At 72.8% G+C, this 15312-nt stretch carries 8 protein-coding genes and 1 pseudogene; 8 read left to right on the top strand and 1 reads right to left on the bottom strand.

Going from position 1 to position 15312, the window contains the following annotated elements; all coding sequences use genetic code 11:
• Positions 1-55 precede the first annotated feature (55 nt).
• Positions 56-721 carry an ArsR/SmtB family transcription factor gene (locus OG410_RS25370; protein ID WP_329304233.1) on the top strand — a complete coding sequence of 222 codons (666 nt, stop codon included), beginning with the start codon at positions 56-58 and terminating at the stop codon, positions 719-721.
• Complete coding sequence (locus tag OG410_RS25375) at positions 718-2055, top strand: MFS transporter (protein ID WP_329301268.1); 1338 nt, start codon at positions 718-720, stop codon at positions 2053-2055. The genes OG410_RS25370 and OG410_RS25375 overlap by 4 nt, the downstream gene beginning before the upstream one ends.
• Before the next feature lie 150 nt (positions 2056-2205).
• Here the strand turns inward: OG410_RS25375 and OG410_RS25380 are convergent.
• Positions 2206-2511, bottom strand: a pseudogene (locus OG410_RS25380) (serine hydrolase); the annotation flags it as partial.
• Between the two features lie 141 nt (positions 2512-2652).
• On the opposite strand from OG410_RS25380, the gene OG410_RS25385 reads away from it, so the two are divergent.
• The 6 genes from OG410_RS25385 (at position 2653) to OG410_RS25410 (ending at position 15307) form a co-directional block, all read left to right on the top strand.
• Complete coding sequence (locus OG410_RS25385) at positions 2653-4731, top strand: serine/threonine-protein kinase (RefSeq protein ID WP_329301269.1); 2079 nt, start codon at positions 2653-2655, stop codon at positions 4729-4731.
• A gap of 167 nt (positions 4732-4898) precedes the next feature.
• Complete coding sequence (locus tag OG410_RS25390; protein ID WP_329301270.1) at positions 4899-7964, top strand: protein kinase; 3066 nt, start codon at positions 4899-4901, stop codon at positions 7962-7964.
• Between the two features lie 188 nt (positions 7965-8152).
• A complete protein-coding gene (locus OG410_RS25395; RefSeq protein ID WP_329304234.1) occupies positions 8153-9799 on the top strand; it encodes a serine/threonine-protein kinase in 1647 nt (548 codons plus the stop codon).
• Positions 9800-9907: 108 nt separating this feature from the next.
• On the top strand, positions 9908-11563 hold the full coding sequence (locus tag OG410_RS25400; RefSeq protein ID WP_329301271.1) for a serine/threonine-protein kinase: 1656 nt from the start codon (positions 9908-9910) through the stop codon (positions 11561-11563).
• Between the two features lie 107 nt (positions 11564-11670).
• On the top strand, positions 11671-13473 hold the full coding sequence (locus OG410_RS25405) for a serine/threonine-protein kinase (RefSeq protein ID WP_329301272.1): 1803 nt from the start codon (positions 11671-11673) through the stop codon (positions 13471-13473).
• Between the two features lie 145 nt (positions 13474-13618).
• Complete coding sequence (locus tag OG410_RS25410; protein WP_329301273.1) at positions 13619-15307, top strand: succinic semialdehyde dehydrogenase; 1689 nt, start codon at positions 13619-13621, stop codon at positions 15305-15307.
• The last annotated feature ends 5 nt before the right edge of the window (positions 15308-15312 follow it).

Raw genomic sequence — 15312 nt, forward strand, 5'->3', positions numbered from 1 at the left:
AGTTCTTCGCGAAGAGGTCTTTGCGAAGAACTGTTTGCGGTCTAGAGTGCGCGATATGACTGACACGAGTGCGGGGCCGGATGGTCCGAAGGCTGAAGCGGACGCGGTCGTTCTGGATGCCAAGGGGCTGCGTGCCCTGGCGCACCCGGTGCGCGTGGAGTTGGTCGGGCTGCTGCGGAAGTACGGCCCGTCGACGGCTACCCGCCTTGCGGAGCGGCTCGGCGTGAACTCCGGCACGGCCAGCTACCACCTGCGCCAGCTCGGCGCGGCCGGCTTCGTCGAGGAGGACACGGAACGCGGCAACGCGCGAGAGCGCTGGTGGCGTTCGTTGCATCAGATGACGGAACTCAATGATCCGGAGCTTGCCGAGCGCGAGCCCGAGGCCGTCCAGGCCTTCCTGCAGTCCGTCGCCGCCACCAACACCCTTCGCACACAGCGGGCGATCAACGAGCTCCAGACGATGCCCGATGCGTGGCGGGGCACCTTCGACATGAGCGACTGGGCCTTGCGGCTCACGCCCGAGGAAACCGCCACCCTGCGCCAGGAGTTGCGGGCAGTCGTCGCCCGCTACCGGAGAGATACGCCGGACGCGGCGGCGAAAGCCCCGGAGGGAGCCGAGCGGGTCGCCGTCATCACGCACCTCCTGCCGGAGCTGGATACGCCCGCCGCGTCGGAGGCGCACGCCGGCCCGCAGACGGTGACAGGAACGGAGACGTCATGAGGGAAGACGTCTCCGGCGCCGCCGGCATACCCGGCAAGCGGTCCTTACGACCGCTCGGCGGGGTCCTGGCGGCCATGGCCGTGTCGCTGACCGGTACCAGGGTCGCTGCCGTCGCGCTGCCCTGGTTCGTGCTCGTCACGACCGGCAGCGCCACCCAGACCGGACTGGTCGCCTTCTGTCAGATGACTCCCTACGTGGCGGTCAAGGCGTTCACCGGGCCGCTGGTGGACCGGATCGGCCCGCGGGCCGTTTCCTGGACCACTGATCTGGCCAGCGCAAGCGCCGCCGCTGCGGTTCCCCTGTTCCACGCCCTGGACCTGCTCTCCTTTCCGCTCCTGCTGGCCCTGGTCGCGCTGATCGGCGCGGTCCGCGGCCCCGGCGACCTGGCCAAGGAGGTCATGGTCCCGGAAGCCGCCGAGCTCGGCCGGGTGCCGTTGGAGCGGGCCGCCGGTCTGTCGGGCGTGACCGAGCGGCTCGCCTCCACCATCGGCCCGGCGGCCGGCGGCTCGTTGGTGGCGCTGCTCGGCCCCATGACAGGACTGGTCGTCAACGCGGGCTGCTTCACTCTCGGATCGTTGATCATCGGAGTGGCACTGCCTCGTGGGGTGGGCCATGCGGTCAAGGAAGCCCCGCCGCGGGCCGGCGAGACGGAACCGGGTTACTGGCGACGTTTCGCCGAGGGCTTCGCCTTCCTGCGTGGCGAGCCGTTGATGCTGACTGTCATCGTCATGGTCGGGGTCACCAACCTGCTGGACGCGGGGTTCGGCACGGTGCTCATGCCCGTCTGGGCCAGGGAATCCGGCAACGGGCCGGCCGCGATCGGCCTGATGGGCAGCGTGACGGGAGCCGCGGCGGTCGCGGGGAGTCTGATCGCCGCGATGGCAGCACACCGGCTGCGGCGCCGGGTGGTGTTCTTCACCGGGTTCCTGGTGGCCGGGGCGCCGAGGTTCCTGATTCTCGCCTCCGATGCTCCCTCGGGAGCGGTACTGGCCGTGTTCGCCGTCAGTGGATTCGGGTCGGGCTTCCTCAACCCGGTGCTGGGGGCCATCCTTTTCGAGCGAGTGCCGCGCCGGATGCTGGGCCGGGTCAACGCGCTCGGTGATTCGCTGGCCTGGGCCGGTATCCCTCTCGGTGGACTGATCGTCGGAGCGGCGGTGGCCTCCGTCGGACTTGCGCCGGTGCTGCTTGCAAGCGGGGCTGCGTACTTCCTCACCACGAACCTGACCGGGCTGCGGCCGGAATGGCGCGAGATGGACCGTGGGGGTGGGCGAGGTGCCCCGGAACCACAACCCGAGGATGCCGCTCAGCCGGCCGGTGCGAATCTCCCGACATGACGTCGGTCGTAGGACTCCGGCTCCGTGGCGGGAACCCGCACCTGCCGGCGGCGAATTCCACGGCCTCTCCGGGCAGCTCTGTTCGGCTGCGGCTGGTGACACGGTTCCTGCCGGCATCCCGTCTTCGCCCGCGGCCCGGCCGTTCCACGGGGTGCGGGGAAAGAACTCGGCGGCGAGCAGGTCCGGTTCGAGCGTCGGGTCCGTGACCCCGTCCGTGTTCACCCGGAAGGTGAGGACACGGCGACCGCCGACGGTGGCCGCGCTGCGCACGTAGCTGCCGGAGATCCGGCCGTTGTGCCCCCACACCGTGGTGCCGCACGGCAGCTTCACCGGGAACGGCCCCATGCCGTACGAGCCTTGTGCGGCCCGGGTGTCGAGCATGTCGCGCAGCCAGTGCGAGGGGTGCAGTCCGCCGTCGAGCAGGGCCGCGCAGAAGCGGTTCAGGTCGGCCGGTGTACGGCCGCGGGAGGGCCTTCGGCGGGGTCCGGACGTCTCACTGGCTGAGCTGTTGCGGTTCCAGGGGCCCCCAGGGCGCCGGGCACTTGTCGGGTAGGGGACAATGGAGGCTCTGTCAGGGCGGGTTGCATGAGGGGACGCATGTCGGAGGCAGAGCGGGTGGGAGCACCCCGTCAGGACAAGAGCGATCGTCTCCTCGCCGGGCGGTACCGGCTGGGGGATGTTCTCGGCCGCGGCGGCATGGGCACGGTGTGGCGCGCCGAGGACGAGACCCTGGGCCGTACGGTCGCCGTGAAGGAGCTGCGGTTCCCGTCGGCCATCGACGAGGACGAGAAGCGCCGGCTGATCACGCGCACGCTGCGGGAGGCCAAGGCCATCGCGCGGATCCGCAACAACGGCGCGGTGACGGTCTTCGACGTGGTCGACGAGGACAACCGGCCGTGGATCGTCATGGAACTCATCGAGGGCAAGTCCCTCGCCGAGGCCATCCGTGAGGACGGGCTGCTCACGCCGAAGCGCGCCGCCGAGGTGGGTCTCGCCATCCTCGACGTGCTGCGGTCGGCGCACCGTGAGGGCATCCTGCACCGGGACGTGAAGCCGTCGAACGTGCTGATCGACCATGACGGCCGGGTCGTGCTCACCGACTTCGGCATCGCCCAGGTGGAGGGCGACCCGTCCATCACCTCGACCGGCATGCTCGTCGGCGCGCCCTCCTACATCTCGCCGGAGCGGGCGCGCGGTCACAAGCCCGGCCCCGCGGCCGACCTGTGGTCGCTGGGCGGTCTGCTGTACGCGTCGGTCGAAGGCGTGCCGCCCTACGACAAGGGCTCCGCGATCGCGACGCTCACCGCGGTGATGACCGAGCCGGTCGAACAGCCCAAGAACGCGGGCCCGCTGGAGAACGTGATCTACGGCCTGCTCGCGAAGGATCCCGAGCAGCGGCTCGACGAAGCGGGCGCCCGGGCCATGCTCAACGAGGTACTGCGCGAGACCGAGTCCGAGAAGAGCCTGCCGGAGCCGCCGGACGCGACGAAGGTCGTGGCGATGCCGCCGCTGCCGGAGGAACCGGCGCGGCTGCGCGGGGCCCTGCGGTCGGTGCGCAAGGCCGCGACCGCGGCCGGGGCCGCCACGGCGGCGGCCACCTCGGCGGCGGCCTCCCGCGCCAAGACGGCGGGCGGCTCGGGCTCCGACCCGGCGGAGGGAGCGGCCAGGACGGCCTCCCCGCGCACGAGTCCGGGGTCCGGCGCGGCGGCCGGTGGCGCCTCCGGGGCGACCGCCGCGGCGAGTCCGTCCGTGCCGGTACAGCCGAGCGGTCCCGGCGGCAAGCCGGTGAACTCCGGTTCGGCCGCAGGCGGCGGAGCCGCGGGTACGCGCGGCGGTTCGGGGTCCGGATGGCCGGTGGCACCCGAGCGCCCGGTCCGCCCGGCGCCGAAGGCCTCGCTCACGGATGTCGTGCCGCTGCGCACCCTGGTGATCATCGCGGTCGTCGTGGCGCTGGTCGTGGTCGGCACCGTGCTGGCCCTCACCTTCGGCGGCGGGGACGACGACGGCGCCAAGGGCGGCACCGGCGCCAAGGCGACCGCCTCCAGCGGAGCGGCCGCGGGCAGCGGGAAGAGCGGCGACGACAGCAAGAGCGACGCCAAGGACAAGAGCGACACCTCGCACACCGACAGCGGCGACACGTCGGGCTCCGGCTCGGACGACTCCTCGGACACCTCGGGCACGGACACCAGCAAGAGCGACTCGGCCGGTTCGAGCGGCGACGGCAAGGAGTCGGGCTCGGGTTCCGCCTCCGTGACGACGTACAAGAGCGGCCAGGGCTTCTCGATCGGGCTGCCGAAGGGGTGGGCGTACAAGTCCCAGGACGAAGCGGGAGCCAGGTTCACCGGTCCCGACGGACAGAAGCTCCTCGTCGGCTGGACGTCGACGCCCAAGGACGACCCGGTCGCGGACTGGAACAACCAGGAGCGCGGCATGGTGCGCCCCCAGTACAAGAAGATCGTCATAGAGAGCGTGAGCTACCGAGGCTGGAACACGGCCGACTGGGAGTTCACCTATGTGGACGGCGGCACGAAGTTCCACTCGATCGACCGGGGTTTCGTGGTGAACGCGCATCAGGGCTACGCGCTGATGTACACGGCCAAGGACTCCGCGTGGAACAGCGCGCTGCGCAAGAGCACCTGGGCCACGCTGACCGAGACGTTCCAGCCGAAGTCATGACGTACCGCCGGCCGAGGTGACGTTCCGCGACGAACGGAGCCCGAGATCTCGCATCACCGCTCTGCGGGTTGCCTCGGGCACGTATCGTGAGTGGTTGCGGACCGAACGAAGCCACAACGGAACGCACGGCGAACGGAATTGACCAACCGGTCGGCTGGGGGAGCATCGTGGACGACTACGCGGGACGGGTACTGGCCGACCGCTACCGCCTGCCCCTGCCGCCGTCCGACGAGTACGAACTCGCCGAGAGCCGGGCCTTCGACACCTACAGCGGGCAGGAAGTCCTGGTACGGCAGGTGCCGTTGCCCGAGGTCGTCGAGGCCGAGGTGCTCGACGCGGACGGGTTGCCCGAGGGGTTCGTGGCCCGGGACGGCGGGGTGCGGCGGGCGTCCTCCCGCACCACCCGGCGGCCCACCGAACCGGCGGTGCTGCGCGCGATCGACGCGGCGCAGGCCGCCGCGCGGATCCCGGACCATCCCCGGCTCGACCAGGTCTTCGACGTGTTCGCCGAGGGCGGGTCGCTGTGGATCGTCAGCGAGTCGGTGCCCGCGAGGCCGCTGGCCGCACTGCTCGCCGAGAAGCCGCTCAGCCCCTACCGCGCCGCGGAGGTGGCGGCCGACGTCCTCACCGCGCTGCGGGTCCTGCACGCGCACGGCTGGGTGCACCGGAACATCACCGCGCGCACGGTGCTCGTCTGCGACGACGGCCGCGTCCTGCTCACCGGACTGGCGGCCGGGGCCGCGGAAGAGGCGCTGTGCGGGTACGACCCGGTCCCCGCGCCGGAGGACGACTTCACGACCGGTCACGGATCCGGCCTCCGCGCCGGGCAGCCCGGTGACGCCGGTCCGGCCGGGACGGGCGCTCCTTCGGGTGCCGCCGGAGGCGGGCAGGGCGCCGCGGGCGGACGGGGACCCGTCGCCGGTGCCGGATTCGGCGGCGGCGCGCGCGGTGTCGCCGTGGCGGCCACGAGCGGCGCGGACGCCGAGGCGGCCCGGCGGGCGGCGATCGAGGCCCGCGCGGAGCAGGGAACGCCGGTTCCGGGGGCGCCGGTCCCCGGGGCACCCGTGGCGGGCCGGGGACCGCGTGCCCTCGAAGCGGGCGGTCCGGCGGGTCCGGGCCGTCCACCAGGTACGGCCGGGGCGGACGGCGGACCGGAGACGGGCGGGCAGGCGGAGGACGCCGGGGACGACATCCGCGCCGCCCGCGCCGGAGCCATCGCCGCGTACCGCGCCGGAGCGCGTGCCGCCGCCCGCGTACAGGGGGAGCACCGGGGCGACCCGCTCGCCCTGCCGGCACCCCGGCCCTCGGCACCCGGCGAGCAGACCGGCCAGGACAGCCGGTACGGCACCCCGCACTCCCCGCAGGCCCAGGCCCACAACTCGCCGCAACTGCCCGGCCAGGGCGGCCGGCAGCACCCGACCGGCGCGCCCCCCGGCCAGATAGCCGACCCGTACGGAGTCGGCGGCACCGGCAGGTACGGAGTCCAGCCGCCGGCTGCCGGAGCCTTCGGCGGGAACGACGGCCCGGCCCGCCCCACACTGCCCTCGGGATCGGGATCGGGATCGGGATCGGGACAGGGACCGGCGCTGGGCCCGGGCGGCAGGCCGGCGCCGGGTGACACGGTGTACGGCCGTTCCACGTTCGCGCCCGGACAGGACCCCTACGGCACCGGGCACGGCGGCCGCCCGGGCGTTCCCGCCCCCGGACGGCCCTTCGGCGGCGAGCGGGTCGCGGACGACGGCCGGCGCACCGGCGGATTCCAGGCGCCCGGCGACACCCGGGTACCCGTGCCTCCCGGCGGATTCACCGACCCCGGACACACCCGCACGCCCGGCGTCCCCCCGGCCTCCGGTCACGTCCCGGTGCCCGGCACTCCGCAGAACCTCGCCCCCGCCCCGCACCCCTCCGGCCGCCCCGGCGGTGGCTGGGGCGATCTGGTCGCCGGGGCTCCGCCGCGCCGGGGTCCCGCCACCGCGCTCGCGGCCGATCGGGCCCGGCAGGCGCGGATGGCCGTGGTCGGGCCGGTCACCGAGCGCTGGGCGCCCGAGCAGGCCGGACCGGTGCACGAGAACTGGCAGTTGGCGGCCCCGATCGGACCGGCGACCGACCTGTGGGCGCTGGGCGCGCTGCTCTTCCGTGCCGTGCAGGGACACGCTCCCTACCCGGAGGAGAGCACCGCCGAGCTGGTCCAGCTGGTGTGCGCGGAGCCGCCCGCGTTCGCCGAGGAGTGCGGGCCGCTGCGGCCCGTCGTCGAATCGCTGCTGCGCCAGGACCCCACGGAGCGGCTCGACTTCGAGGAACTGCGCGGCTGGCTGCGGTCGTTGGTGCGGTCCGCGCCGGAGCCCGAGGCGGGGGCGCACGTCGTGCCCGCACCGCCCGTCGACCCGAGCCGGCTGCCGATCGTACGGCGCCGGGGCGAGCTCGTCCGCAGGCGTCGCGCCGGACTGCCCGCGACCAGCCCGCACGCCCGCCACAAGCGGGCCAGGCGGGAGAACACGGCGGGTCCCCGACGGCTGGGCCGGAACCTGCTCCTGCTCGTCCTGCTCCTGCTGGCCGCCGCGGTCACGTACGCGGTCGTCTTCATGCCCAAGGCGGACCGGAGCGGCACCGACGACGGGCGCACCGGCGCCGCCGGACAGGCCGGCCCCGCCACACAGTCCGGTGGCGACCCGACCGCGAGCAACGCGCCCGGCTCCGACCAGGCCTCGCCGGACCCCGGCAGGAGCCCCTCGGGGAAGTCCAGTTCGACCTCCTCGCACACCACCGCCGATCCCGGCGTCGCCGACGGGTTCACCCTCCGCAAGGACCCCGAGGGATTCCAGGTCGCCGTGGCGAGCGGCTGGACGCGTTCGCCGAAGAACGGCAGCGGCCAGGTCGTCTACTCCCAGGGGGACTTCGAGCTCATCCTCGTACCCGGGCGGGACGGCACGGCCACGTACGGCAGCGACCCGATGACCTACCAGCGGGAGAGCGAGAAGGAGTTGCAGCCCTTCCGGGACTCGACCTGGGCGACCTCCAGCGGGATGCGGCGGATCGACGTGGGCGGCAAGGTGATGGCCGAGGGCCAGTTCACCTGGCAGGACTCCGCGGGGCATTCGCTCTATGTGCGCAACCTCGCGATCCTCCTCGCCGGGCACTACCACGTGGTCCAGGTGCGCGGCCCGGACGCCGAGCGCGACGAGGTCTCGCGGCTGTACGAGCAGGCGTCGTCGACGTACCAAGTCAGCCGCTGAGCAACCCTTTTGCGTGCCGCACCCCGCGTTCGGGCAGGCGGGAGCCGCTGAACACCAAACGGTTCCCTTCCGTACAAGGAAGGGACAACCGTCACAGTGCGGTCTCCGTACACCCCCGCTTGTTCCCAGGGTGGTCACCGCTCCTTAGTCTGACCCTGTCAAGACCATTGCGGGGAAACGTGAATCAGATGCAGGGCCTGCTCCTCGCGGGCCGCTACCGGCTTGTCGAATCCATCGGCAGCGGTGGCATGGGCCGGGTTTGGCGTGCCCACGATGAGGTGCTGCACCGCGCCGTCGCGGTCAAGGAGCTGACAGCCGCGCTGTACGTCGCCGAGAGCGAGCGGGCCCGGCTGCTCGCCCGGACCCACGCCGAGGCGCGGGCCGCCGCCCGGATCAACCACTCGGCCGTCGTCACCATCCATGACGTGCTGGAACACGACAACCGGCCGTGGATCGTCATGGAGCTGGTGGAGGGCAACTCGCTGGCCGACGAGGTCAAGGAGCAGGGGCGCCTCGAACCGGCCGAGGCCGCACGGATCGGGCTGTGGGTGCTGCGCGCGCTGCGCGCTGCGCACGCCGCCGGTGTGCTGCACCGGGACGTGAAGCCGGGCAACGTCCTGCTCTCGCCCGACCGCCGTGTCCTGCTCACCGACTTCGGGATCGCGCAGGTCGAGGGCGATACGACGATCACGCGCACCGGCGAGATCGTCGGCTCCGTCGACTACCTCGCGCCCGAGCGGGTGCGCGGCCACGACCCCGGTCCGGCCTCCGACCTCTGGGCCCTCGGGGCCATGCTGTACACCGCGGTGGAGGGCCGGTCGCCGTTCCGCCGCACGTCGCCGCTGTCGACGATGCAGGCCGTGGTGGACGAGGAGCTCACGCCTCCGCAGTACGCCGGCGTGGTGGAGCCCGTCATCACCGCGCTGCTCCGCAAGGACCCCGCGGGCCGTCCCGGCCCGCAGGAGGCCGAGGAGATGCTCGCCGAGGCCGCGGAGGGCCGCCGGCCGAGGACGGCACAGGCGTACGTGCCGACAAGACAGACGTCGTACGACTTCACGGAGACGGGTACCGGCACCGGCACCGGCACCGGTACCGGTACCCGCGCGCAGACGGCCCCCACCACGCCGTATCCGCCGGTGACGATCGAGCCCGTGCCCGCGCCCGCGCCGTCGAAGCGGCATCGCCTGCGTACGTTCGCCCTGGTCGTCGCCTTCGCGGCGCTCGTCGGCGGGGGTGTCGCGGTCACGCTGCAGCACTTCGGCCCGGGCGGCAGCCCCGGCGGCTCAGCCTCCGCGTCGTCGACCCGGAGCGCCGACGCCAAGCCGAGCGACAAGCCGACCGGCACGAGCGGTCAGGGGGCGGTTGCCGCCGGTTGGGAGCGGCACAACGAGGCGGGCTTCAGCATCTCCCTGCCCAAGGGGTGGAAGTCGTCCGTCTCCATCGACCAGGACGGCCTCCGGCAGGTCGACTACTCACCCGACAAGGGCAAGCACCTCGTACGGGTCGCCGTCGACACCGCGCCGGACTTCAGCACCTCGTACGACCACATGAGCGCCCTGGACGAGAACCTCTCGGAGCGGTTGCGGGACTACAGGCAACTGCTCCTCAAGGAGGAGCTGTTCCGGGACCATCCGGGTGCCCGCTGGGAGTACACGTGGGACGCCCTGGCCAAGGACGCGCCGCACTACTTCCCGGGGCCCTACCGCGCGATCGACGTCGGGTACATGAAGAGCGACGGCACCGAGTACGCCGTCTACGAGTCCTCGCCGGCCGCCGAATGGACCGCCACCAAAAAGCAGTTCGACACGATCCTGCGGAGCTTCCAGGAAGGCTGATCCGGGCTTGAGCTCCCTGGAGTGTGCCGCCGGACGTCCTGGGGCGGCGGCACACTTGGCCGGTCGCCGCCACGGAGGGGGTCCGTCCGGTGGGGCATGATGAGACCCATGGGGACCGAGGGGGAGAACGTCCGCGTGATCGCGGGCCGTTACCGGCTGGATGCCAGGATCGGCCGGGGCGGCATGGGCGTCGTCTGGCGTGCCACCGACCAACTGCTCGGCCGCCGGGTCGCGGTGAAGGAGCTGGCCCTCGACGACTCGCTCTCGGCGGAGGAGTCCCGGCTCCAGCGCGACCGCACCCTGCGCGAGGCACGGGCCGTCGCCCAGCTCCACCACCCGCACATCATCGTCGTCCACGATGTCGTCGAGGACGACGAACGCCCGTACATCGTCATGGAGTTGATCGACGGCGGCTCGCTCGCCGAACGGATCTCCGCGAACGGGCCGGTCGATGCGCGCGAGGCCGCCCGCATCGGCATCGACCTGCTCGGAGCGCTGCGCCGCGCGCACGAGGCGGGCGTCCTGCACCGCGACCTCAAGCCCGCCAACGTCCTCGTCGAGGCGGGCACCGACCGCATCGTGCTCACCGACTTCGGGATCGCCCAGGTCGCGGGCGCGACGACGCTCACGGAGACCGGCGCGTTCGTCGGCTCGCCCGAGTACACCGCGCCCGAACGGATGGCCGGGGCACGGACCGGCCCCGAGTCCGACCTGTGGTCGCTCGGCGCGCTGCTGTGCACGGTGCTGAGCGGGGCGTCACCCTTCCGGCGCGACTCGCTCGGCGGCATTCTGCACGCGGTCGTCGTCGACGAGATCCGTCCGCCGGCCCAGGCCGCGCCGCTGCTGCCCGTCGTACGCGGGCTGCTGGAGCGCGACCCGGAGCGGCGGCTCGACGCGGCGGAGGCGGAGCGGATGCTGCGCGCCTTCCGGGACACCGGCCGTACGCCGCGGCTGCTGGTCCCGTACACGCCGACGCGGCGGGACGTACCCCATGTGTCCCTGCGCAGATCCGCGCCCGAGGCGTCGGGGACCTCCGCCACCACCGTGACCGACACCCCGCCCCGGCAGTCCACGCGCAGCCTCCTCGTCGCCGCGGCGCTGGTCGCCGCGATGGCCGGCGCGGGGGTGTCCGCGGCCGCGCTGCTGATGGGCGGCGGCGGAGACGGCAGGCCGGCCTCGTCGAGTGCGCCGGGCACGCCCCGGGCACCGAGCACCTCCTCCACCTCGTCCCCGGCGTCCGGCACACCGTCGGCCCCGACCCGTGGCGCCGGCCCCACCGTCACGGTGACCAGCCACCGCACTCCGTCCGCCACCGCCCGCACGGCGCCCTCGGGCTACCGCGTCGCGGCGGATCCGAACGGCTTCTCGCTCGCCGTGCCCGACGGCTTCACGCGCGATCCGCAGGGCGAGCGGATCTTCTACATGTCATCGGGGGACGTCTTCCGCATCGGCATCAAGGTGACCGATCCGGTGACCGGGGGTCCGCTGGGCGTGATGCGGCGGGCGGACGCCGACGGGCCCTCCAGCAATCCCGGCTACCGCGACGGCAGGGTCGCGCGGACGGTGCACGAAGGACACACCGCCGCCCTGTGGGAGTTCACCTGGGACGGCTTCACCGCTGCGGAGGGGCCACGGCACACCTACGACCTGTGCTGGGAGGAGGGTGGCCGGATGTACGACGTCTGGGTCTCCGCGCCGGTGAGCCGGGTGACGCAGGCCAAGGAGTACTTCGACGTGGCGGTGGACACCTTCGCGGTCTCGTGACGGAGCGATTCCGTAAACGGGAGATAAGGGATGCCCGCGTCACGGGTCTGTGACCGGTGGGCGCAGAGGCTGGATGACGTGGCGCCCGCCGCGATACAGATGGACACATGAGCGACAACGGGGGAGTCCCTCGCGGGGGCGACGAGCCGACGAGTTTCAGTCTGCGACCACCGAGACCTGTGACGCGGGAGCGGCAGCCGGGGGCCGCGGTGCCGGGGCAGCCGACGGAGGGCCAGGGGCACGTCCGGCACCCGGGGGGCGTGGGGCCCGGCCGGCAGCCGGAGGTTCCGGTCGCCGTGCCCTTCCCGGGCAATCCTTATGCCACGCCCGACATCACCGTCCCGGACCGGGCGGGGTCCTCGGCGCCGGCGCCCTCGGGCGAACCGGGGGCGGGCCGGCTCGTCGCCGGGCGCTACCGCCTGCTCGCCAAGCTGGGGCACGGCGGCATGGGCACGGTGTGGCGGGCCATGGACGAGACCGTGGACCGCGAGGTCGCCGTCAAGGAACCGCGTGTCCCGGACCATCTTCCCGAGCGTGAACGGGCCAACGCCTACGAGCGGATGCGGCGCGAGGCACGCGCGGCGGCGCGGCTCGACCATCCCGCCGTGGTGAACGTCCACGACGTCGCCGTCGTGGACGGGCAGCCCTGGATCGTCATGGAACTGGTGCGGGGCCGCTCGCTCGGCGACGCACTCAGGGAGGGCACCCTCGGCAGCCGCGAGGCCGCGCGCATCGGCCTGGAGGTCCTCGGTGCCCTGGAGGCGGCGCACGCGGCGGGCGTCCTGCACCGAGACGTCAAGCCCGACAACGTGCTCCTCGGGCCGCACGACCGCGTCGTGCTCACCGACTTCGGCATCGCCCGGATCGAGGGCGACACGAACCTGACGGACACCGGCGGCTTCGTCGGCTCGCCCGAGTACATCGCCCCGGAGCGGGTGCTGGGAGTACGCCCCGGTCCCGCCTCCGACCTCTGGTCGCTCGGCGTGGTGCTCTACGCCGCCACCGAGGGCGTCTCACCGTTCCGGCGCAGCAACACGCCCGCCACGCTCCAGTCGGTCCTCAACGCGACACCGGCCGCGCCCGCCTCCGCGGGTGCCCCGCTCGCGGAGGCGATCAACGGGCTGCTCGCCAAGGAACCGTCCCACCGTCCACCGGCGGCCGAGGTCCGGCGCCTCCTGGAGGAGGCCGTACGGCCACCCGCCCCCGCGCCGACACAGGTCACGCGGATGGAGGGCGTCGCGGGCCCGGACGGAACCCCGGTGCCCGGTGGCGGGGGCATCCGTATCGGCCGCAAGGCCCTGATCGGCCTCGTGGCAGCGGTCGCCGCCGTGGTCGTCGCGGCCGCGTCGACGGCGTACGTGGTGATCGCGGACCCGTTCGCCGGTCCGCTGCCGGACGGCTGGCGCAAGCGGCACGTGGCCGACGTCGCCGCGACGCTGGCGGTGCCCGCCGAGTACCAGGAGGGGACACCGGACCGGACGTCGGACAAGGAGCACTGGGTCGGGTACACCGACTGGAGCGGGAGCATCTGGATCGAGCTGCACCTCTACAGGAAGTCCGAAGACGCCAACAAGAAGATCAAGGACTCGGCGCGGGCCGAAATGTACGCGGAAGACGATGGGTTCAAGGCGAGCGGCTCGTACTACCTGAGTATGCCCGCGGGCCCGAGGACGACCCCGGACGCCAAGGCGACGTACCACGACAGGGAGTCCGCCGAGAACACGGTGGTCTACACGAGCACCGACACCCAGAACCCCCGCCCTCGCGAACTCAGGCTCTTCTACTACAAGTCGAAGGCGGGCGACATGTACAAGCTCACGATCAGCTATCCGGGCAAGGGAGACTTCACCGCGCGGGGCCGTGAGGTCGCCGACGCGGCGATCGCGAACCTGGACATCGACAAACCGTGAGAACCGATCCGCTGGTGATCGTCGGACGGACAACCCCCTGATCAGCGCATTTACTGCCAGTGATCACTGGCAGTGTGTGAGCACTCCGTGAAAGGCCATTACCGACGGGTACCCAAAGGGGGCGCGTAGGCATACTCTGCGGCTCATGACGGACTCGCAGGCCGCGGAGCAGGCCACGGACAGCACCGGCGCCGATGAGACGGCCGGTACCGACGCGACGGCCGGCGCGGCCGACGCGACCGCCGCCCTCGGCACCAACCCCCTCGCCCCCGCCCCGGCCGGCGCGCGTACCGCCGCCGATGTCGTCACCCCCGAGCTCGTCGCGCAGCTCACCAAGGGCGTGACCGGTTCGGGGCGGACCGCCAACCACACGCCGTTCACCGGCGAGAAGCTCGCCGACGTGCCCGAGTCCACCCCCGAGGACGTCGAGAAGGCCTTCGAGCGGGCCCGTGCCGCACAGGGCGCGTGGGCGGCCACTCCGGTACGGCGGCGCGCCGCCGTTCTGCTCCGCTTCCACGACCTCGTGCTCGCCCGGCAGGCCGAGGTCCTGGACCTCATCCAGCTGGAGACCGGCAAGGCCCGGCTGCACGCCCACGAAGAGGTCCAGGCCGTCCTGGTCGCGGCGCGGCACTACGGACTCAAGGCGCCTTCCTATCTGCGCCCCAAGCGCCACGCGGGCGCGATGCCCACCCTCACCAAGGTCACCGAGCTGCGTCACCCGCGTGGTGTCGTCGGGCAGATCGCGCCCTGGAACTACCCGCTGGAGCTGTCGGTCGGCGACGCGCTGCCGGCCTTCGTCGCGGGCAACGCGGTCGTCATGAAGCCCGACACCGAGACCTGCCTCACCGCCCTGTGGGCGCGTGACCTGCTCGTCGAGGCCGGGCTGCCCGCCGAGATCTTCCAGGTCGTCATCGGTGACGGGCCGGTCGTCGGACCCGAGGTGGTCAGGCACGCCGACTACGTCTCCTTCACGGGGTCGACCCGGACCGGCCGCGAGGTCGCGCAGGGCGCGGCCGCCCGTCTCGTCGGCGTCTCCCTCGAACTCGGCGGCAAGAACGCCATGGTGGTCCTGGAGGACGCCGACCTCGACAAGGCCGCCGCCGGCGCCGTCCGCGCCTGCTTCTCCTCCGCCGGCCAACTCTGCATCTCCATCGAGCGGTTGTACGTCCACGAGTCCATAGCCGACGCGTTCACCGAGCGGTTCGCCGCCCGGACCAGGGCGATACGGCTCGGCACGTCCCTCGCGTACGGGGCGGACATGGGATCCCTGGTCGGGGAGCGGCAGCTGGAGACCGTGACGCGGCACGTCGAGGAAGCCGTCGCCAAGGGGGCCAGGGTCGTCGCGGGCGGTGTCGCCCGGCCCGACATCGGCCCGTACTTCTACGAGCCCACCATCCTCGACGGGGTCGAGGCCCCGATGGCCGTCTGCGCCGAGGAGACGTTCGGTCCCGTCGTCTCCATCTACCGGTTCACGACCGAGGACGAGGTCGTCGAGCGCGCCAACTCCACCTCGTACGGCCTCAACTCCTCCGTCTGGACGAAGGACGGCCGGCGCGGTCGCGCGATCGCGGCCCGGCTGCGGACCGGCACGGTGAACGTCAACGAGGGGTACGCGCCCGCGTACGGCAGCGTCCAGTCGCCCATGGGTGGCATGAAGGACTCCGGCCTCGGCCGCCGGCACGGCTCCGAGGGCATCCTCAAGTACACCGAGGCGCAGACCGTCGCCCACCAGAGACTGCTGCCGATGGCGCCGTCCCTGGGCATGGACGACGAGAAGTACGCGGCGTTCATGAGCCGGAGCCTGAAGGTCATGAAGGCGATCCGCCTGCGGTAGGGGCC

This window comes from Streptomyces sp. NBC_00659 (genome assembly GCF_036226925.1).
In the GTDB taxonomy this organism is placed as follows: Bacteria; Actinomycetota; Actinomycetes; order Streptomycetales; family Streptomycetaceae; genus Streptomyces.